Source organism: Pseudomonas sp. BO3-4, assembly GCF_034044115.1.
In the GTDB taxonomy this organism is placed as follows: domain Bacteria; phylum Pseudomonadota; class Gammaproteobacteria; order Pseudomonadales; family Pseudomonadaceae; genus Aquipseudomonas; species Aquipseudomonas alloputida.
The window spans coordinates 3,741,931-3,762,799 of sequence record NZ_CP139018.1; the positions used below are offsets into that span (position 1 = coordinate 3,741,931).

The window sequence follows — 20,869 nt, forward strand, 5'->3', positions numbered from 1 at the left end:
GGGTATTGCGCCTCCCACCCAACCCTATGACGGTCTAGAGTACAAGCCATACCCCTTGTGAATGAGGCCCCATGGCTTTCCATCGCCTGACCCGCACACACCCCCGCCTGAGCCTCGCCGCTGCAGTCGGCCTCGCTGGCGCCTGGCTGATCCCCGCCGGTGATACCGTGCAGCACATCCTCGCTGGCTGGAACCTGGGGGTGTGGCTGTACCTGCTGCTGGTGCTCTACCTGAGCTGGACAGCCAGCCCGGAAAAGGTCCGCAAAGTCGCCGGCGTCGAAGACGAGAACGCAGGCCTGGTCCTGCTGACCGTGTGCATCGCCGCCATCGCCAGCCTTGCCGCGGTCACCCTGCAACTGGTCTCCAGCCGCGGCCTGCAAGGCACGGCCCTGGCCGTGCACTATCTCTACACCGGCCTGACCGTCGCCGGTTCCTGGCTGCTGATCGGCTGCATATTCACCCTGCACTACGCCCGCCTGTTCTACACCGGGCAAAACCACGAACCCCCACTGCGCTTCGCTGATGGCGAGCGCAACCCGGATTACTGGGACTTCCACTACTTCTCGTTCACCATCAGCGTGGCGGTGCAAACCTCGGACGTGGGTGTCGCCGGGCGTGGGTTGCGGCGGGTAGTGCTGGCGCATTCGTTGGTGGGCTTCGTGTTCAATACGGCGATTCTGGGGTTCACTATCAACATCGCCGCCGGGTTGCTGGGTTAACCAAGCCGCTCGTCTGAAAAACCTGCGCGTCGAACGTCCGCGAAAGTCACCAAACCCGATGGTTACCTGGCACCTTGCGGCCGGGAAAACGTTTGCCATGCAGCCAGTCGTCACACTGCGCCCATGACAAGGGTGTGACCAGTGTCAAGCATTCGCACATTTGTCGTACTTGCAAGCGAAAATCGCGCGTAGCAGGTGCTATCTTTAATTTCCCGGCGGCCGCATCGATGTGGCCACCCGCTCATCATGTCCAGGTACGGACAAGGAGGCTGGCATGAACAAGATGACGTTCCCCAACGCCTGCCAGGTGATGCGCTGGCATTTCCATCCGTTGGGTTTCGAGGCCAGCATGGATGCGCCACGCAGCATGGTTGCGCGGCTGTTCGACCGCGCCAGCGGTGAAACCCTGCTGGCGATTGCGGGCATCCCCTGTGCAGCGATCATGGCCGCCGCCGATGTAGAGCGCATCATCGAGGCCGTCGAGGCGGAAATGGACGCCTTCATACCCGCCTTTACCTTGCGCGATGCAGTCTAGGCTCTGTTTTCAACGCAGCCTCACCGAGTATCAAGGCTTTTCATACAGCGCCTAGCCTGCAGCAGTGAGTTCCGGGCCCATGGCCTGCAATTTGCTCATGAACTGCTCGGCCGGCACAGGCTGGCCCAGCAGGTAGCCCTGCAACGAATCACACCCCAGACGGGTCAGGAAGTCCTGCTGCTTGTCGGTTTCAACCCCCTCGGCAACGATACGCAGGCCCAACGCCTGGCCCAGTGCGACGATTGCCGAAACAATCGCTGCATCGTCACTGTCCTGCTCCAGGTCGCGTACGAAGCCGCGGTCGATTTTCAGCTCGTTGGCTGGCAGGCGCTTGAGGTACATCAGGCTGGAATAGCCCGTACCAAAGTCATCAATGGACAAATCCACGCCCATGTCGGACAGGCGCTGCAGCACGGTCAGGCTGGCGTCGGCATCGTGCATGGCGGTGGTTTCGGTAATTTCCAGTGTCAGGCAGTTGGCTGGCAAGCCGTTCTGCTGCAGGGCGCGGGCCACGCTGTCGACCAGACCGGCATGGCAGAACTGGATGGCCGACAGGTTCACCGCCATGCGCCAGCCATGGTGCCCCTGGTCCAGCCACTGACGCATCTGACGGCAGGCCTCAGTGAGTACCCACTCACCAATGGGGATGATCAGGCCGGTCTTTTCTGCCAGGCCGATGAAGCGGTCAGGCAGCAGCAGGCCCTGCTGCGGGTGCTCCCAGCGCAGCAACGCTTCGGCACCGATCGGCTGGCAGGCCTGGGCGTCGAACTTGGGCTGATAATGCAAGCGGAACTGGCGCTGCTCCAGCGCCAGGCGCAGGTCCTGCAGCAGCTGCAACTGCTGGCGCGCGTTGCTGTTCATCGACACATCGAAGAAGCTGTAACCGTTCTTGCCGGCGCTCTTGGCATGGTACATGGCAGCGTCGGCGTTACGCAGCAGCTCATGCTGGTCCTGGCCGTTGCCCGGGTACAGAACGATGCCCAGGCTCGCCGACAGTTGCAGGTCGTGCTCGGCCACGCGGAAAGGCCGGGACACCAGGTTGACCTGCTTGACCGCCACGTCCATGGCATCGTTCGGCTCCTGCAGTTCCACCAGCAGCACGAATTCGTCGCCGCCAATCCGTGCCAGCGTGTCCTGGCTGTGCAGGTGGCCGCGCAGGCGGGCCGCCACCGCTTTGAGCAGAAGGTCACCGATATGATGGCCAAAGGCATCGTTGACGGGTTTGAAGCCGTCCAGATCAATGAACATCAGGGCAAAACAACCACCCTGCTCCGCCACTTTGGCGATGGCCTGTTCGATGCGGTCCGCCAGCAGGGTACGGTTGGGCAGATCGGTGAGGGTGTCGTGCAAGGCCAGTTGGGTCAGTTCCTGGTTGGCCAAGGTCAGCGAACGGGCCAACTCGGCAGTACGCGCCTCGAGACGCGCGTCCAGCACCGAAGTCAGCAAAGCCACTGCCAGTACTGCCAGCGTGGTGATCAGCACCAGGTAAACCAGGCTGTCCCCCTGCAACCCGCCCCCCAGCGCGCCGCAGAAGCTGCCCTCGGGGAAGTTTGCCGCTGCCATGCCGGTGTAATGCATGCCCACGATGGCAACGCCCATGACCACCGCCGCCAGACCGCGGATCTGCCGTATATAGGGTGTGTGTGTGCGCAGGCGGAAGGCAATCCACAATGCCGCCGCCGAGGCGCCTACGGCAATCAGCAGCGAAGCGCCGAACAACGTCGGGTCGTAATCGATGCCCGGCAGCATGCGCAGGGCAGCCATGCCGGTGTAGTGCATGCAAGCGATACCGGCGCCCATGATCAGCGCGCCAAACCCCAACTGCGGCGCTGGCAGGCTCGGCTGGCTGACCAGCCACAAGGCAAAGCCCGAGGACAGCACAGCGATCAGCAGCGAAAACGCGGTCAGGGCCAGGTCGTACCCCAAGTCGATGGGCAAGCTGAAGGCAAGCATGCCAATGAAGTGCATCGACCACACGCCGATGCCCATGGCCAACGCACCGCCGCCCATCCACAGGCAGGCAGCGCGGCCCTTGGCCGTGGCGATGCGGCCGGTCAGGTCAAGGGCGGTATAGGATGCCAGGATCGCCACGCACAGCGAAATCAACACCAGCGAAGAGGAGTAGCTACCGGTCAGCATTGAGAGTTCCAGCGCCGGGACAGGGGGCCCGGCAAAAGCTGACGATTGTACTCAAGCTTAAGCAAAACGCACGGGGTTTTTGCGAATGAGAATGGATCCAATAACCCCAGCCCACCCCCTCTGCGTTTGGTCAATTCTGCTCGGCAAACGCCTGCTCTGCATCCCAGCCGCCGCCCAACGCAGCCACCAGTTGCACACTGGCCACCAGGCGCCCTTGCAGCAGGTTCAGCACACTGCGCTCGTTGCTCAGCGCCGTGGTTTGCACGTTGACCACATCCAGATAGCCGATCAGCCCGGCACGGTACTGGTTTTCGGTCAGGCGCAACGACTCACGGGCGGCGTCAAGCGCCTCTTGGCGCACCACGGCTTCATCGCCATACACCTTCAGTTGAACCAGCAGGTTTTCCACTTCCTTGAAGCCGTCCAGCACGGTCTGGCGGTACTGCGCCACCGTCTGGTCATACACGGCCACCGTGCGGTCGACCTCGGCGCTGCGTTTGCCGGCGTCGAACAGGGTCAGCGCCAACTGCGGGCCTACCGACCAGTAGCGGTTGGGCAACTCGATCCAGTTGCTGAAGCTGCTGCTGGAATAACCACCACTCATGCTCAGGCTGAGGTCCGGGAAGTAGGCTGCCCGCGACACCCCGATGTTGGCGTTGGCCGCCATCACGTTGCGTTCGGCTGCCGCGATGTCCGGGCGCCGCTCCAGCAGCTGCGAAGGCAGCGAAACCGGTATTTGCGGCAACGCGGGAATCGCCTTGCTGTCGGCCAGGGCGAAGTCGGCAGGCGTCTTGCCCAGCAGCACGGCGATGGCGTTTTCGAACTGCGCACGCTGCCAGATCAGGTCAATCAAGTCAGCCTGGGTGCTTTTGAGCTGCGTACGGGCCTGGGCCACGGCATCCGGGCCGGCGACACCGGCGCGGTACTGGTTTTCGTTCATTCGCAGCGAGCGCTCATAAGCCGCCACGGTGGCTTCCAGCAAGCGCTTCTGCTCATCGATCACCCGCAATTGCAGGTAGTTCTGCACCAGCTCCGACTGTTGGCTCAAGCGGATCGACGCAAGGTCGGCGAAACTCGCTTCGGCACTGGCCTCGTTGGCATTCAGGGTTTCGCGCAGCTTGCCCCACAGGTCGATCTCCCAGCTCACGCCCAACTGCGCGTTGTAGGTGTTGCGAATGCCGCTGCTGTTATTGGACAGGCTGGAACTGGAGCTGCCGGTGCCCTGCGCCGAACGGTTCTTGCTGGCGCTCAGGTCCAGGCTGGGGAACAGCGCCGCACGGCTGCTGCGCACCAGCGCCTGGGCCTGGCGGTACTGGGCTTCTGATTGCGCCACGGTCTGGTTGCTGCGGTTAAGCTCTTCGACCAGCGCGTTGAGCCCGGCATCACCGTAGATTTCCCACCAGGCGCCACGGGCGATGGCGTCGGACGGCGAGGCCTGGGTCCAACCTTCGGCATGCTTGAACTGCGCCGCCGTGCTGTTCAGCTCGGGGCGGTGGTAGTCCGGGCTCAGGGTACAGGCACTGAGCAAGGCCACGCACAACCCGGCACCAAGCAGGCGCGAGCCACGGCCACGGGTCAGTGCCTGCAGGGCACGGTGAAGTGGGGTCTGGGCAAAAGTCATAGCGGGGTTTCCAGGGCGGCGTCGGTGCGCACGCCGCGCCAACGGTTGAAACGGTGGCGCAGGCGGTCCAGGTACAGGTAAACCACCGGCGTCGTATAAAGGGTGAGGATTTGGCTGAACACCAGGCCACCGATGATGGTCAGGCCCAGCGGCTGACGCATTTCTGCGCCTTCAGCCTGGCTCAGCAGCAACGGCAATGCGCCAAGGATCGCTGCCAGGGTGGTCATCAGGATCGGCCGCAGGCGCAGCAGGCAGGCCCGGCGGATCGACTCTTCCGGCGAAAAGCCCTGATGGCGCTCCAGTTGCAACGCCAGGTCGATCATCAGGATGGCATTCTTTTTCACCACCCCGATCAACAGGAACAGCCCCAGCAACGAGATCAGGCTGAACTCGCCACCGGTGACGTAAAGTGCCAGCAAGGCACCGACGCCCGCCGAAGGCAGTGTCGAGAGAATGGTCAACGGGTGAATGTAGCTTTCATACAGAATGCCCAGCACCAGGTACACCAGCAGCAGTGCGCCAAGGATCATGAATGGCTGGCCCTGCTGGGTCTGGGCAAAGGCATCGGCAGTGCCGCCGAGCTTGGCAATCACCTCCTCGGGCAGCCCCAGTTTGGCCACCGCGCGCTCCAGTGCCGCCATGGCCTGATCGGGGCTGTAGCCCTCGGCGACGTCGAAAGCGATGTCTTCCGAGGCGAACTGGCCTTCGTGGCTGACCCGGTCGTTGGCCAGGCTGTTCTCGTAGTGGGCGATGGTCGACAGCGGTACCCGGGCGCCGTCGGCGGTGATCACCTGCACTTGCTCCAGCGTGCTCGGGTCCCAGGCGTATTTCGGGTTGATCTCGAGCACCACCTGGTACTGGTTGAGGCTGTCGTAGATGGTGGAGATCTGCCGCTGGCTGTAGGCGTTGTTCAGTACTGCGGTGACCATGTCCATGTCGATGCCCAGGCGCTTGGCCTGGTCACGGTCGACCACCAGCGTCACCTGTTGGGTACCGGCACCATCGCGGGCGTCAATGGCGGTCAGCTCAGGCAGTGCACGCAGCGCCGCGACCACCTTGGGGAACCATTCGCGCAACGCCGCCAGGTCGCCACTTTGCAGGGTATACAGGTACTGAGAGGAGGTCTGGTCACGCCCACCGCCCCCCAGTTGCAGGTCCTGGTCGGCCATCAGGAACAGGCGCCCGCCGGGCACTTTGGGCAGCTCCTTGCGCAGGCGTTCGATCACCTTCTGCGCATCGATCTTGCGCTCGCTGATCGGTTTCAGGCGCACCAGCACCATGGCGTTGTTGGTACCGCTGTTGCCACCGATGAAACCGGCAACGCTCTGTACTGCCGGGTCGGCCAGCAAGGCGCGGCGGTAGATTTCCATCTTCGGCTGCATCACCGTGAACGACAGGCCGTCGTCACCCCGGATGAAGCCCATCAACTGGCCGGTATCCTGCTGGGGTATCAGCGTCTTGGGCACCACCACGTACAGGGCGATGTTGATGCCGATGGTGGCCAACAGGCTGAGCAGGGTCAGGCGCTTGTGGCGCAGGGCCCAGCCCAGGCTGCGGTCATAGGCAGCAACCATGCGCTGATGCAGCTTGTCGCTCCAGCGCTGCAGGCGTGTCTGCTGGGCCTGGTGCGGCTTGAGCCAGCGGGCGCAGAGCATCGGTGTAAGGGTGAGCGACACCACCAGCGAGACGATGATCGCCGCCGCCAGGGTGATGGAAAACTCCTGGAACAGGTTGCGCACGATGCCGCCCATGAACAGGATGGAGACGAACACCGCCACCAGCGACACGTTCATCGACAGCAAGGTGAAGCCCACCTCCTTGGCGCCCAGGAAGGCCGCCTTCATCGGTGGCTGGCCGTTCTCGATGTGCCTGGAGATGTTTTCCAGCACCACGATGGCATCGTCCACCACCAGCCCGGTGGCAAGGATCAGCGCCATCAGCGACAGGTTGTTGAGCGAGAAACCGCACACGTACATGACTGCGAACGTACCCACCAGCGATACCGGCACCGCCAGGCTGGGGATCAGCGAGGCGCGCAGGCTGCCGAGGAACAGGTAGACCACCAGGATCACCAGCACCACGGCGATCAGCAGGGTGTGCTCGGCCTCTTTGAGGGTGGCCTTGATCACGGGCGAGCGGTCCATGGCCACGTTCAGTTGCACGCTGGCGGGCAGCAACGACTGCAGTGCCGGTAGCTGCGCCTTGATCTGGTCGACCGTTTCGATGATGTTGGCGCCGGTCTGGCGGTTGACCACCAGCAGCACCGCTGCCTGGTCGTTGAAGAAGCCGCTGTTGTAACGGTTTTCAACGCCGTCGGTGACAGTCGCCACGTCAGACAGGCGCAGAATGGTGCCGTTCTGCTGGCGAATCACCACCGGCTCGTAATCCTTGGCACTTTCCAGCTGGTCGTTGGCCCGCACCTGCCAGTTGCGCTCGGTGTCCTCGACAAAGCCCATGGGCCGGCGCTGGTTGGCGTTGGACACGGCGGTGCGCACTTCGTCCAGCGACAGGTTGTACTGGTTGAGCAGTTGCGGCTCGACGGCAATGCGCACGGCAGGCAGCGAACTGCCGCCGATCTGCACCTCCCCTACCCCCGATACCTGAGCCAGGCTCTGTGAAAGGATGGTGTCGGCCAGGTCATACAGCTGGCCTTTCTGCAACACATCCGAAGTCAGCGACAGCACCATGATCGGCGCCTGCGACGGGTTGATCTTCTTGTAGGTGGGCATGCTGCGCATGCCACTGGGCAGCAGGTTGCGGGTAGCGTTGATCGCCGCTTGCACCTCACGGGCTGCGCCATCGATGTCACGGCCCATCTCGAAGCCGATGATTACCCGTGTCGACCCCTGGTTGGAGCTGCTGGTGAGCGTGGTGACGCCGGCAATGCTGCCCAGCTTGCGTTCCAGCGGTGTGGCCACGGTGGACGCCATGACCTCGGGGCTGGCACCGGACAGGTTCGCCGACACCACGATCACCGGGAAGTCCATTTGCGGCAGTGGCGCCACCGGTAGCAAGCCAAAGCTGACCCCACCCAGCAGCATGATTGCCAGGCTCAACAGCATGGTCGCCACCGGGCGACGGATGAAAGGCCCAGACAGGTTCATGCCTGGGCCTGCTTCACGTCAGTGGCCGGGCGCAGGCGGCGGGCCAGGCGATCGAAGTACAGGTAGATGACCGGGGTGGTGAACAGCGTCAGCACCTGGCTGACCAGCAACCCGCCGACCATCACCAGGCCCAGTGGCTGGCGCAGTTCGGCACCGGAACCGGTGGCAAGCATCAGCGGCACCGCACCAAACAGCGCGGCCAGGGTGGTCATCAGGATCGGCCGGAAGCGCAGCAGCGCCGCCTGGTAGATGGCATCACGCGGGCTCATGCCCTGGTGGCGCTCGGCCTCCAGGGCGAAGTCGATCATCATGATCGCGTTCTTCTTGACGATACCGATCAGCAGGATGATGCCGATGATAGCGATCATGCCCAGGTCGTTACCGCTGATGAGCAAAGCCAGCAAGGCACCGACCGCCGCCGACGGCAGGGTCGAGAGGATGGTGATCGGGTGGATGTAGCTTTCGTACAGCACCCCCAGCACGATGTACATGGTCACCACCGCCGCCAGAATCAGCAGCAAGGTGCTCGACAACGATGCCTGGAAGGCCTCGGCCGCACCCTGGAAGCGGGTTTGCACACCCAGCGGCATGCCGATGTCCTGCTGCACCTGCTCGATCACCTGCACGGCTTCGCCCAGCGACGCGCCGTGAGCCAGGTTGAACGACAAGGTCACTGCCGGGAACTGGCCGATGTGAGAAATAGCCAGCTGGGCTTGACGCTGCTCGATCCGCGCCAGCGCCGAAAGGCGCACCTGGCCGCCATCGGTGGCCTTGACGTGGATCGACTCCAGCGCCTGCGGGCCGATCGTGGCGGCGTCCTTGGACTGCAACACCACGCGGTACTGGCTGGCCTGAGTGTAGATGGTCGAGATCTGCCGCTGGCCGAAGGCGTCGTACAGGGCATTGGTGATCTGCGACACGCTGATCCCCAGGCGGCTGGCCATGTCACGGTCGATGACCAGGTACACCTGCAAGCCCTTGTCCTGCAGGTCGCTGGCCACATCGGCCAGTTCCGGGCGCTGCTGCAGCGCCTGCACCAGCTTGCCACTCCACTGCGCCAGCAGGTCGGCGTCCGGCGACGACAGGCTGAACTGATACTGGGTCCGGCTGACCCGGTCCTCGATGCTCAGGTCTTGCACCGGCTGCATGAACAGGCGGATGCCCACCAGCCGATCGACCTGCGGCTGCAGGCGGCTGATCACTTCGCTGGCGCTGACATCGCGCTCGCCGTGGGGCTTGAGGTTGATCAGCAGGCGACCACTGTTGAGCGTGGCGTTGTCGCCGTCTACGCCAATGTAGGACGACAGGCTTTGCACGGCCGGGTCTTGCAGGATGACCTTGCTCAGGGCCTGCTGACGTTCGCTCATGGCGGCGAACGAGGTGGACTGCGGCGCTTCGGAAATACCCTGGATCACCCCCGTGTCCTGCACCGGGAAGAAGCCCTTGGGCACGACCATGTACAGGAACACCGTGAGCACCAGGCTGGCCACCGCCACCAGCAAGGTCAGCGGCTGATGCTTGAGCACCCACTGAAGGGCACTGCCGTAGTGCTTGATCAGCCAGTCGATCCAGGCGCCACTGGCACGGTAGAAGCGGCCTTGTTCTTCTTCCTTGGGCTCGCGCTTGAGCAGACGCGCGCACATCATCGGTGTCAGGGTCAGGGACACCACCAGGGAAATCAGAATGGCGACTGCCAGCGTGATGGCGAACTCGCGGAACAGGCGACCGACCACGTCCGCCATGAACAGCAACGGGATCAGGACCGCAATCAGCGAGAAGGTCAGCGAAATCAGGGTGAAGCCAATCTGCCTGGCACCCTTGAGCGCCGCCTGCATGGGCGTCTCGCCCTCTTCGATATGCCGGGAGATGTTCTCCAGCATGACGATGGCATCATCGACCACAAAGCCGGTGGCGATGGTCAGGGCCATGAGTGTCAGGTTGTTGACCGAGAACCCGGCCAGGTACATGACCCCGAACGTCCCGATCAGCGACAGTGGCACGGCAATCGACGGAATGAGGGTGGCGCTGAAGCGGCGCAAGAAGACGAAGGTGACCATCACCACCAGAACGATGGCGATCAGCAGTTCGTGCTGCACGTCCTTGACCGCGGCACGAATGGTCTGGGTGCGGTCGGTCAGCACCGAGACATCGAGGCCGGCCGGCAGGTTGTCGGTGATCGACGGCAGCAGGTCCTTGATGCGGTCGACCACTTCGATCACGTTGGCGCCCGGCTGACGCTGGATGTTCAGCAGCACAGCATGGTTCTCGTTCGCCCAGGCGGCCAGCCGCTCGTTCTCGGCGCCGTCGACGATTTCGGCCACATCTTTCAGGCGCAGCGGCGCACCGTTGTTGTAGGCCAGGATCAGGTTGGCGTATTCCTCGGGAGAACGCAGCTGGTCGTTGGCATCGAGCATCGACACCCGGGTCGGGCCGTCGAAGTTGCCTTTGGGCTGGTTGACGTTGGAGGCACCGATCAGCGTGCGCACGTCATCCAGATTCAAGCCATTGGCCGCCAGGGCGTCGACGTTGACCTTGATGCGTACCGCCTGGCGCTGGCCACCGGCAATGCTGACCATGCCCACGCCGCTGATTTGCGCCAGCTTTTGCGCCACGCGGGTATCGACCAGGTCGTTGAGCTTGGGCAGCGGCATGGTCTTGCTGGAGATGGCCAGGGTCAGCACCGGGGTGTCGGCCGGGTTGACCTTGTTGTACACCGGCGGTGCCGGCAGGTCACTGGGCAACAAGTTGCTGGCGGCGTTGATCGCGGCCTGCACCTGCTGCTCGGCAACGTCCATGTTCATGTCGAGGTTGAAACGCAAGGTCAGCACCGACGCGCCGCCAGAACTGGTCGAGGCCATCTGTTCCAGGCCCGGCATCTGGCCGAACTGGCGCTCCAGTGGCGCGGTGACAGCGCTGGTCATCACCTGCGGGCTGGCGCCGGGGTACAGGGTCATGACGCGAATGGTCGGGTAATCCACCTGCGGCAAGGCGGAAACCGGCAGCAACTTGTAGGCGATCAGGCCAGCCAGCACGATGGCCAGCATGCTCAGCGTGGTGGCGACCGGGCGCAGGATGAACAGGCGCGAGAGGTTCATGCGCCCGCCTTGCCTGCTGTGTTGCCAGGTTGTGCTTCATCTGTTTGCGCCGCGCCCTTGGTTTCCTGCCCTTGCAGGTGCTGGCCCGGGGTGGTCGGCACTTGCGAGCTGTCTTCGACCACTTCCACCTGGGTGCCTTCGCGCAGGCGGTCGGTGCCTTCCAGCACCAGGCGATCGCCGGCCTTCAAGCCGTCGAGAATGACGCTGTTCTCGCCATCGCTGGCGCCCACCTTGAGCTTGCGGACATTGACGGTGCTCTTCTCGTTGACCACATAGGCAAAGGTGCCATCGTTGCCAAACTGGATGGCCGCGGCCGGGGCCATGACCACCTGCTTGAGGGTGTCGGCCAGCAAGCGCACGTTGACGAACTGGTTGGGGAACAGGGCCAGGTCCTTGTTCTCGAAGCGGCCTTTGAACTTCAGCGTGCCGGTGGTGGTGTCGATCTGGTTGTCGATGCTGCCCAGCACACCGGTGGACTGCAGCTTGCTGTCACCGCGGTCCCAGGCCTCGACCGGCAGGCTGGCGCCACTGCGGTAGCGCTCCAGCACAGTGCTCAGTTCGGTTTCCGGCAGGGTGAAGGCGACGTTGATCGGCTCGGTTTGGGTGATGACTACCAGCGCGGTGGTGTCGTTGGCGGCCACCAGGTTGCCCAGATCGAGCTGGCGCAGGCCCACACGGCCACTGATCGGCGCACGGATCTGGGTGAAATCGAGGTTCAGGCGGGCGTCGTTGACCTGTGCCTGATTGGTCTTGACCAGCCCCTGGAACTGCGCAACCTGGGCTTGGGCAGTGTCCAGGGTTTGCTTGGCGATGCTGTCTTCAGCGTACAGGCCTTTATAGCGGGCCAGGTCGACCTGAGCGTTCTTCAACTGTGCCTGGTTCTGCGCCAAGGTGCCTTCGGCCTGCTGCAGGGCGATGCGATAAGGGCGCGGGTCGATTTCGGCCAGCAGGTCGCCAGCCTTGACGCGCTGGCCTTCCTTGAAGTGGATGTTCACCAGTTCGCCAGCCACGCGGCTGCGCACATTGACCGTATTGGTCGCGGTGACCGTGCCCAAGGCTTTGTAGTAGAGGGGGAAGTCGCCTGTCCGCACCGGCACGACACGTACGGGTACCGGGTCACTGGAGCCGCCAAAACCTGGGCGGCCGCCGATCATGCCCATGCCCTTGCCACCGCGCATGCCACTGGCTTCTTTATGCGCAGGCGTCGCTGCGGGCCACAGCCACCAGGCCAGTGCAGCCACCAGCAGCAGGATCAGCAGGCCGACGAGCCAGCGACGAAGGGAACGGGAATTGGACGCTTGCATGGGTTGAACGAACCTTGTTCGGAATGACGACTTGGGGAGGATGAACGATAAGCACTGCCATCGTTTTAGCAAAGGGCCTTTACCAGAGGTTTACCTTTGCCTGACGTTGCCAAGCGGCGGAATTTTAAATGAAAACGGCCCGGAACGTGTTCCGGGCCGTTACAGGGTGTTGCTTGGAGCGGTGGCGGGCCTGAAGGTTCGGTTGCCTGGTCTGGCCCCTTCGCGGGTGAACCCGCTCCTACGGGGATGTCACAGCCGTTGAAACCTGTGCCGCACGTTGTAGGAGCGGGTTTACCCGCGAAGAGGCCATCACAGGCTACAGACGCCCGCCCTGCCCCACGCAATCCTTACTTCAGTACAGCCAGCGCCGCGTCGTAGTTCGGCTCGTCAGCAATTTCGCCAACCAGTTCGCTGTGCAGCACCTTGTCGTTCTCGTCCAGCACCACCACGGCGCGGGCGGCCAGGCCGGCCAGCGGGCCGTCGGCGATGGCTACGCCGTAGTTTTCGAGGAACTCGCGGCCACGCAGGGTCGACAGGTTCTTCACATTGTCCAGCCCTTCGGCGCCGCAGAAACGTGCCTGGGCGAACGGCAGGTCAGCCGAGATGCACAGCACCACGGTGTTGGCAACGTCGTTGGCCTGGGCGTTGAACTTGCGCACCGAGGTGGCGCAGGTTGGGGTATCGACGCTTGGGAAGATATTCAGCACCTTGCGCTTGCCGGCGTAGTCTTTCAGCGACTTGTCAGCCAGGCCTTCACCTACCAGGGAGAAAGCCGGAGCCTGGGCGCCGGCCTGTGGCAGGTTACCGTTGACCTGGACCGGGTTGCCTTTGAGAGTCACTTGAGCCATGACAAAATCCTTATGCGGGGTTTGAAAAGGACACTGAGTTAAGCATGAAGGCAGCCGGGTGCCTATGGGGGCAGGTGAAATTGTTCCATTGCCGGACGATTTTTGTGGACAAAAAATGCCGATAGCCGCGGTTACGGCCAGTTGCCTCACCGTTGCCGAACGCCCATCCCGGCCTCTCCCTACAATTCCTACACCTCTATCGGAAGTTTCGCTACCAAGCTCACCTTGTACATCTTTAGCGTACTGATTTACTGGATGACGAAAGCTATTTCTTGCAGTTCCAATCGAGGAGTTAATGGCATGAACCGCCCCGCTGGTTCGCTCCGGCGCCACCTGTGCTCGACATTGCTGATTTTGTTATGTCTGCTGGGTGTGTTTCCTCTGGACGTGATCCTCCCATCATTCCCTGCGCTCTCAGATGAGTTTCGGGTCGACACAAAACAGATTGCGTACTCAGTGAGCTTTTTTGCTGTCGGTGTGGCCATGGCGCAAATCGTGATCGGCCCACTGTCGGATGGCATCGGGCGCAAGCGTTTGTTGCTCGCTGGGTTGAGCGTATCTATTGTGGGGGCGCTCGGTTGCGTATTTTCAACCCAATATGAAACGTTCATGGCCTTTCGCTTGGTGCAGGCCCTGGGTTGCGGCAGCCTCGTGCTAGGCCAGGCGCTTGTGCAGGACCTCTACAGCGGTACACAACGCAATGCCATGCGCATCCTGTTAACAAGCACGAGCGGGTTGTTCATCTCCCTGTCACCGCTGGCAGGTGCCTTTCTTCAACAGTCGTTTGGCTGGAAGGCAAGCTTTACGGTATTCGTGATCATCGCTGCAATCGTTTCACTTCTATCGTGTGTGCTGCTCCATGACGCACCTGCGTCGCATGACCGGGCGCCAAGCATGTCCAGTTATCGGGTGATGCTGCGAGACACGGACTATCTCGCGCATGCCATGCTCTCCAGCCTCGCCTTTGCCTGCCATTTTTCCTTTATCGTCATAGCGCCCTTGCTGCTGATGGGCAGGCTAGAGCTGACGGCCTATCAATTTTCTCTGGTCTTTATCGGCTATGGGTTGGCATACATCGTCGGCGGCATGGCTGCGACCTACTTGAACAGTCGCGTAAGCCCGCAAGCTCAAATAAAAGCAGGCTTGCTGCTTATAAGTACGGCGGGCATCACCCTTTTGATGTGGGAATGGGTAGCAGGTTTATCTGTGCTGGGTGTTCTACTGCCGATGATTGTCTGTACCACCGGGACAACCCTGGTACGCCCCGCCGCAACGACCCAGGCTTTGGCGCGCTATCCGCGTCAGGCAGGTGCGGCAGCGTCGCTCAATACGACATTGCTGTTCGCCGGTGCCGGTTTGACGTGTGGTCGCAGGTTTGGAAAGCGAGCTACCGGCAGGCTTGGGCGTGCTGTTCGTGGTGGCCAGCCTGTGCGGAGGGTGGCTGCTTGCATGCACCAAGGACGATGGAATGCAACGCTGCTGAACCCTTGATCAGGCAAAAAAATGCCCGGGTGGCGACAAGCGACCCGGGCATTCTTGAATGAAACGGGTGAATCAGCTTACAAGGCCGTACACCACCGAAGTCAGCGCAACCAGGCCGACCACAACGACGAACACGTTGGAGGCCGCACCGCTGTACTTGCGCATCGATGGCACACGGCGAATGGCGTACATCGGCATCAGGAACAACAGCACCGCGAGAATCGGGCCGCCGAGCGACTCGATCATGCCGAGAATGCTTGGGTTGAGGGTGGCAACGATCCAGCACACCACCAGCATCAGTGCGGCAACCACGCGGTCCAGGGCCTTGGCGCCTGGGCGCGCACCGGTCTTGGCGATGATGCCCTTCAGGCCTTCGCTGGCACCGATATAGTGGCCGAGGAACGACTTGGCGATGGCCACGAAGGCGATCAACGGCGCAGCGAACGCGATGGTCGGGTTGCTGAAGTGGTTGGCCAGGTACGATAGGATCGACAGGTTCTGCGCCTTGGCTTCGGCCAGCTGGGCGCTGCTCAGGGTGAGCACGCAGCTGAACACGAAGAACAGCACCATCACCACCATCAGCAGGTGGGCACGACGCAGGATCTGGCCGCTGCGCTCATCGGCGTGCTCGCCGTAACGGCGCTTCTGGTCGACGGCAAAGGCCGAGATGATCGGCGAATGGTTGAACGAGAACACCATCACAGGAATGGCCAGCCACAGGGTGTGCAGGAAGGCCGAGGCCGGCGGCACCTCTGTGGCGCTGTCGAGAATGCCACCGGTCCAGTGCGGCACCAGGTACAGGCCCAGCAACGCCAGCGCAACGATGAACGGGTAGACCAGCAGGCTCATGACCTTGACCGTGGCCTGCTCCCCGCAGCGCACGATGGCCAGCAGGCCGAGGATCAGCACGAATGACAGGATTGCCCGAGGCGGCGGCTGCATGTGCAGCTGGTGTTCCATGAAGCTGGACACGGTGTTGGTCAGCGCCACGCTGTAGATAAGCAGGATCGGGAAGATGGCGAAGAAGTACAGCACGGTGATCGAGGCACCGGCGGTGATGCCGAAATGCTCCTTGACCACTTCGGTGATGTCGCTGCCATCGCGCCCGGAAAGGACGAAGCGGGTCAGCCCGCGATGGGCGAAATAGGTCATCGGGAAGGCCAGCACGGCCAGGATCAACAGCGGCCAGAAGCCGCCAAGGCCGGCGTTGATCGGCAGGAACAGTGTCCCGGCGCCGATGGCTGTGCCGAACAGGCCCAGCATCCAGGTGGTGTCGTGACGCGCCCAAGTGCCGAGGGCGGCGGGGGTCGATTCTGCAAAGCGTTGTTCAACGCTTGGGGCCTGCTCATTCATTCCGGGTGAAGCTCCACTCGCAAGACTGCAACAGGCTGAGAATGGCGAAATAGACGTTTCGCCCAACTCAACCGGAAAAGAGGGGCGCGATTGTGCACGGAAAGGTTGCACTTGCGAAGCCCTTTTCCGAGGAGCGGTTGCACTTGTCTTTACAAGTGGAAGGCATTGCTGGTGTCGATCGATGGAATGTAGCGGCTTGGGAGCCTGTGGGGCCGCCTCTGGGGGCCGCCTGTGGGAGCGGCCTTGCGTCGCGATAGGGCCGCAAAGCGGCCCCAGCAATTTCAGCGGCAGAGCTGCAATCGTGGGGGCGCTCCGCACCCCTTTCGCGACGCAAGGCCGCTCCCACAAAGTCCAACCGCGCCCCGCAGGAGGGGCCGTGGCTGGCGAGTTACTTCTGAACGGCAGCGAACGCTTCGGCAACCCGTTGCAGGTTGGCCGGGCGCAGGCCGGACATGCACACACGGCCGCTGTCGATCAGGTACACGCCAAACTCGTCACGCAGGCGACGTACCTGCTCGACGCTAAAGCCGGTGTAGCTGAACATGCCGCGCTGGCGCAGGAAGAACTGGAAGTCCTGGCCCGGCAGCAGCACGGCCAGGGCATCGACCAACGCCTGGCGCATGTCGAGGATACGCTTGCGCATCACTTCGACTTCTTCGGCCCACTGGGCATTCAGGCCAGCATCGCTCAGTACGCCGGCAACCAGCTGGGCGCCGAAGTTGGGCGGGCTGGAGTAGTTGCGGCGCACGGTGGCCTTCAGCTGGCCAAGCACGCTCTGGGCAGTGGCCTCGTCATCGCACACCACCGACAGGCCGCCCACCCGCTCGCCATACAGCGAGAAGATTTTCGAGAAGGAGTTGCTGACCAGGCACGGCACGCCGGCACGGGCCATTTCGCGGATAGCGTAGGCGTCTTCTACCAGGCCTTCGGCGAAGCCTTGATAAGCGATGTCGAGGAACGGGATCAGCTGGCGCGCCTTGACCACTTCGACCACTTGTTGCCACTGGTGCTGCTGCAGATCGGCACCGGTAGGGTTGTGGCAGCACGGGTGCAGCAGCACCACGCTGTTGGCCGGCAGGCTCTGCAGGGTGGCCAGCATGCCGTCGAAGTCCACGCCACGGGTGGTCTGGTCGAAGTACGGGTAGGTGTGCACCTTGAAGCCTGCACCTTCGAAGATGGCGCGGTGGTTGTCCCAGGTCGGGTTGCTGACCCAGACTTCGGACTGCGGGAAGTAGCGCTTGAGGAAGTCGGCACCAACCTTCAGGGCGCCGGAGCCACCCACGGTCTGTACGGTGGCCACCCGGCCGCCGGTCACGGCCGGGTGATCAGCACCGAACAGCAGCGCCTGGATGGCTTGGCGGTAGCTGGCCAGGCCTTCCATCGGCAGGTACAGGGAGGCTTCGTGGTCCTGACCGGCAATGCGTTTTTCCACCGCATCCACCGCCGCCAGTTGCGGCACCACGCCGGCCTCATCGTAGTACAGGCCAATACTCAGGTTGACCTTGTCGGCGCGCGGGTCGGCCTTGAAGGTTTCCATCAACGAGAGGATCGGGTCGCCGGCATAGGCATCGACATGTTTGAACACAGCGTGCAGCTCCTTGGATCAGGACGGTACGGAAAGTCAGTGTTGAGCATACCCGCAGAGCGGGCTCAGGAACATCCACTATTGTGCAAGGTTGTCTATGCAACATTGCATGACCGGGGATGAGGGCTGGATTCTTCGCGGGTAAACCCGCGAAGGGGCCAGATCAGCCAAGCAGCTCCTTCAGGCCTTGCAACTCCTGCTCGGTCACCGCCACCCCCTCCTCCTCGGCCACCTCGCGCTCACGGTAGCGCCGCTCGCCCGGCATGCGCGTCAGCCCCACCGCCTGCATGTGCTCCACCAGCTCGCGGCTGCGCTGGGCAAAGCGCTCGCCCTCGGCCTTGCCTGGGTCGATGACGATGATCAACTGCCCGGTCCATGGCGTTTTCGCCCCCGGATGCCCGGACCAATCGAACTCCCAGGAGAAATGACCGCCGGTCAGCGCCGCCGCCAGCAGCTCGACCATCATCGACAACGCCGAGCCCTTGTGCCCGCCAAATGGCAGCAGGGCGCCGCCTTCCAGGATCGCCTTCGGGTCGGTGGTCGGCTGGCCATCGGCATCCACCCCCATGCCCTCCGGCAATTGCTGGCCGGCGCGCGCGGCAATCTGCACATCGCCATGGGCCATGGCACTGGTGGCCATGTCGAAAACGATCGGGTCATGCTCGGCGCAAGGCGCAGCAAAAGCGATGGGGTTGGTACCGAACAGCGGCTTGCGCGCACCATGCGGCACCACGCAGGTCATGCTGTTGACCACGCTAAGGGCTACCAGGCCCTCTTCGGCGAACGGCTCGACATCCGGCCATAGCGCGGCGAAGTGGTGCGAGTTGTGGATCGCCAGCACGGCAATGCCTGCGTTGCGCGCCTTCGCCACCAACAGCTCACGGGCCGCCGCCAGTGCTGGCTGGGCAAAACCGCCCGCAGCATCGACACGCACATAGCCGGCGGCCACGTCGCTGACCTGTGGCGTGGCCTGGCCATCGACCCAGCCGCTGGCCAAGGTCGAGACATAACCGGGCATGCGGAACACCCCATGGCTATGGGCGCCATCACGCTGGGCGCTGGCGCAGTTGTGGGCCAGCACCCGGGCCACGGCCTCGCTGCACCCATGGCGCTGGAAAATGGCCTGCAACAGGCTTTGCAGCTCGGTAAAAGGCACGCGCACAACGGTGCTGGTGGAAGGTGCGGACATCTGAAGCTCCTTGTTGATTTTGGAATGGCTACAGCGTTGCAACGACAAAAACTTTCCTTCATGTGACAGTAATCTGTCAAATGTTGACTTGATGACAGAAAACATTCATTTTCTTCCCAAGCCTCACCCCTGGAGCCGCAGCATGAGCCAACTGATCAAGCAACGCCTGGAAAACAGCCTCGAAGGGGCCGCTGCCTCGGGTCGCAAGATCGCCACCTACATGCTTGCCAACCTGCACGAACTGCCGTTCCAGACCTCGGCCAGCATTGCCGCCAAGCTGGGCGTCAGCGAATCCAGCGTCGGGCGCTACTGTCGCTCCCTGGGTTATGCCCACCTCAAGGCGCTTAAGCAAGACCTGCAGAACGATCTGGGCGATGGCCCGTGGCTGGTAGGTGATCGCCTGCAAGATTACCGCCAGAACCAGGACGCCAGCGACAACGCCGGCAGCCTGGAGCTGGAAATCGCCGCCCTGGTGCGCGTACACGAATACCGCCAGAGCCCCGCCTGGCACAACGTGGCGCAACGCCTAGCGAGCAAACCGCGGGTGTTCATCGCCGGCTTCCAGACCGAGCGCGGCATCGCCATGTGCATGAGCCACCTGCTGCAATACCTGCGCGATGGCGTGCAACTGGTCGACATCAGCGCCGGGCACTTCGGCGAAGTGCTGCTGGGCCGCGCCGAAGACAGCGCCCTGGTGGTGTTCGAGGCGCGCCGTTATTCCCGCCATGCCCTGATGCTGTGCCAGAAGGCGCGCGAGGCTGGCATTGCGGTCACTCTGGTGACCGACACCTTCTGTGACTGGGCGGATGCCAATGCCGACGAGGTGTTCCGCATCCCCACCGAGTTCAACCTGTTCTGGGAATCCACCTCGACGATGCTGTCGTGGGTGCATCTGATGGTCAACGAGGTCTGCAAGAAGCTCGGACCGGATGTTGAAAAACGCTTGGAAGCAACTGCCGCTCTACATAACGAATTCGTCGGCTACACCTCGTGGTCGACGGGCAAACAACAATAGCAAGAGTGCAATGAGGTGCGAGATGAACAAGTCCATGGCCTTGCTGGGTGCGTGCGCCCTGCTGCTGGCGGGTGCCGCCAGCGCTGAAACCCTGCGGTTCGCCACCGAGGGTGCCTACCCGCCCTTCAACTATGTAGACGCCGATAACAAGCTGCATGGCTTCGATGTCGACATCACCCATGCCCTGTGCGAACAGATGAAAGTCGAATGCACGCTGGTGGCGCAGGACTGGGAAGGCATCATCCCCGCCCTGATGGCGCGCAAGTATGACGCGATAGTGGCATCGATGATCGACACCGAAGAGCGACGCAAGAAGATCGCCTTCACCGACCACTACTACCGCACGCCCCTGACCGTGGCGGTTGCCAAGGACAGCAAGATCGACAGCGCCCAGACCGACTTTGTCGGCTACACCGTCGGTGCGCAGTCTTCCTCTACCCAGGCCATCTACGCCGAAGACGTGTACGGCAAGGCCGGTGCCGACGTGAAACTGTACCCGACCATGGACGAAGCCAACGCAGACCTGGCGGCCGGCCGCCTGGACGGCGTGATTGCCGACAAATTCCCGCTGCACGAGTGGATGAACAAGAACGGCGGGGATTGCTGCAAGATCCTTGGCGACGTGGCCGACACCAAGGCCGATGCCGCGATCGCTGTGCGCAAGGACGACGAAGCCCTGCGCCAGCGCCTGAATACCGCGCTGCAACAGATTGTGGCCAACGGCACCTACCAGAAGATCGCCAGCAAGTACTTTGCTTTCGATATCTACAACTGATCTTCAGGAAGTTGTGCGCCCCCCCTGTGGGAGCGGCCTTGCGTCGCGACAGGGCCGCGTAGCGGCCCCGGCAATCTCTGCAGTTGCATAAACCCTGGGCCGCTA

Annotated in this window: 13 protein-coding genes and 1 pseudogene; 5 read left to right on the forward strand and 9 right to left on the reverse strand. The window is 62.7% G+C overall.

Annotated features, from left to right (window positions below):
• The first annotated feature begins 71 nt into the window (after positions 1–71).
• Positions 72–719, forward strand: a complete 648-nt coding sequence (locus tag REH59_RS17400) for a DUF1345 domain-containing protein (protein ID WP_003247748.1) — start codon at positions 72–74, stop codon at positions 717–719.
• Between the two features lie 274 nt (positions 720–993).
• The gene (locus REH59_RS17405; RefSeq protein WP_003247746.1) at positions 994–1,254 is read left to right on the forward strand and encodes a DUF1652 domain-containing protein; all 261 of its coding nucleotides are present in this window, start codon (positions 994–996) and stop codon (positions 1,252–1,254) included.
• A 51-nt stretch (positions 1,255–1,305) separates the two neighbouring features.
• Here REH59_RS17405 and REH59_RS17410 read toward each other — a convergent pair whose 3' ends face one another.
• The 6 genes from REH59_RS17410 to tpx form a co-directional block, all read right to left on the reverse strand.
• Positions 1,306–3,393, reverse strand: a complete 2,088-nt coding sequence (locus REH59_RS17410) for a putative bifunctional diguanylate cyclase/phosphodiesterase (protein ID WP_064614243.1) — start codon at positions 3,391–3,393, stop codon at positions 1,306–1,308.
• A gap of 130 nt (positions 3,394–3,523) precedes the next feature.
• Positions 3,524–5,014 carry an efflux transporter outer membrane subunit gene (locus REH59_RS17415; RefSeq protein WP_012052084.1) on the reverse strand — a complete coding sequence of 497 codons (1,491 nt, stop codon included), beginning with the start codon at positions 5,012–5,014 and terminating at the stop codon, positions 3,524–3,526.
• On the reverse strand, positions 5,011–8,118 hold the full coding sequence (locus REH59_RS17420) for an efflux RND transporter permease subunit (RefSeq protein WP_014860261.1): 3,108 nt from the start codon (positions 8,116–8,118) through the stop codon (positions 5,011–5,013). Before REH59_RS17420 ends, REH59_RS17415 begins: the two co-directional genes overlap by 4 nt.
• Positions 8,115–11,213 (reverse strand): MdtB/MuxB family multidrug efflux RND transporter permease subunit, encoded by a 3,099-nt coding sequence (locus REH59_RS17425; protein ID WP_003247738.1) that lies wholly within the window; start codon positions 11,211–11,213, stop codon positions 8,115–8,117. The genes REH59_RS17420 and REH59_RS17425 overlap by 4 nt, the downstream gene beginning before the upstream one ends.
• Positions 11,210–12,517: an MdtA/MuxA family multidrug efflux RND transporter periplasmic adaptor subunit gene (locus REH59_RS17430; RefSeq protein WP_003247736.1), complete on the reverse strand. Its 1,308-nt coding sequence runs from the start codon at positions 12,515–12,517 to the stop codon at positions 11,210–11,212. The genes REH59_RS17425 and REH59_RS17430 overlap by 4 nt, the downstream gene beginning before the upstream one ends.
• A gap of 347 nt (positions 12,518–12,864) precedes the next feature.
• A complete protein-coding gene (gene tpx, locus REH59_RS17435; RefSeq protein ID WP_012052082.1) occupies positions 12,865–13,365 on the reverse strand; it encodes a thiol peroxidase in 501 nt (166 codons plus the stop codon).
• Between the two features lie 300 nt (positions 13,366–13,665).
• On the opposite strand from tpx, the pseudogene REH59_RS17440 reads away from it, so the two are divergent.
• Positions 13,666–14,848, forward strand: a pseudogene (locus tag REH59_RS17440) (MFS transporter).
• A 71-nt stretch (positions 14,849–14,919) separates the two neighbouring features.
• Here REH59_RS17440 and REH59_RS17445 read toward each other — a convergent pair.
• The 3 genes from REH59_RS17445 to REH59_RS17455 form a co-directional block, all read right to left on the reverse strand.
• The gene (locus REH59_RS17445) at positions 14,920–16,200 is read right to left on the reverse strand and encodes a serine/threonine transporter (RefSeq protein ID WP_012052080.1); all 1,281 of its coding nucleotides are present in this window, start codon (positions 16,198–16,200) and stop codon (positions 14,920–14,922) included.
• 388 nt (positions 16,201–16,588) lie between these two features.
• The gene (locus REH59_RS17450) at positions 16,589–17,785 is read right to left on the reverse strand and encodes an aromatic amino acid transaminase (RefSeq protein ID WP_014860259.1); all 1,197 of its coding nucleotides are present in this window, start codon (positions 17,783–17,785) and stop codon (positions 16,589–16,591) included.
• A gap of 163 nt (positions 17,786–17,948) precedes the next feature.
• The gene (locus tag REH59_RS17455) at positions 17,949–18,974 is read right to left on the reverse strand and encodes an Ldh family oxidoreductase (RefSeq protein WP_003247726.1); all 1,026 of its coding nucleotides are present in this window, start codon (positions 18,972–18,974) and stop codon (positions 17,949–17,951) included.
• Positions 18,975–19,116: 142 nt separating this feature from the next.
• Between REH59_RS17455 and REH59_RS17460 the strand changes: the two genes are divergently transcribed.
• Entirely contained in the window at positions 19,117–19,989 is an 873-nt protein-coding gene (locus tag REH59_RS17460) for a MurR/RpiR family transcriptional regulator (protein ID WP_012052078.1), read from the forward strand.
• 22 nt (positions 19,990–20,011) lie between these two features.
• Positions 20,012–20,764 carry a transporter substrate-binding domain-containing protein gene (locus tag REH59_RS17465; RefSeq protein WP_010954441.1) on the forward strand — a complete coding sequence of 251 codons (753 nt, stop codon included), beginning with the start codon at positions 20,012–20,014 and terminating at the stop codon, positions 20,762–20,764.
• Positions 20,765–20,869: the final 105 nt, after the last annotated feature.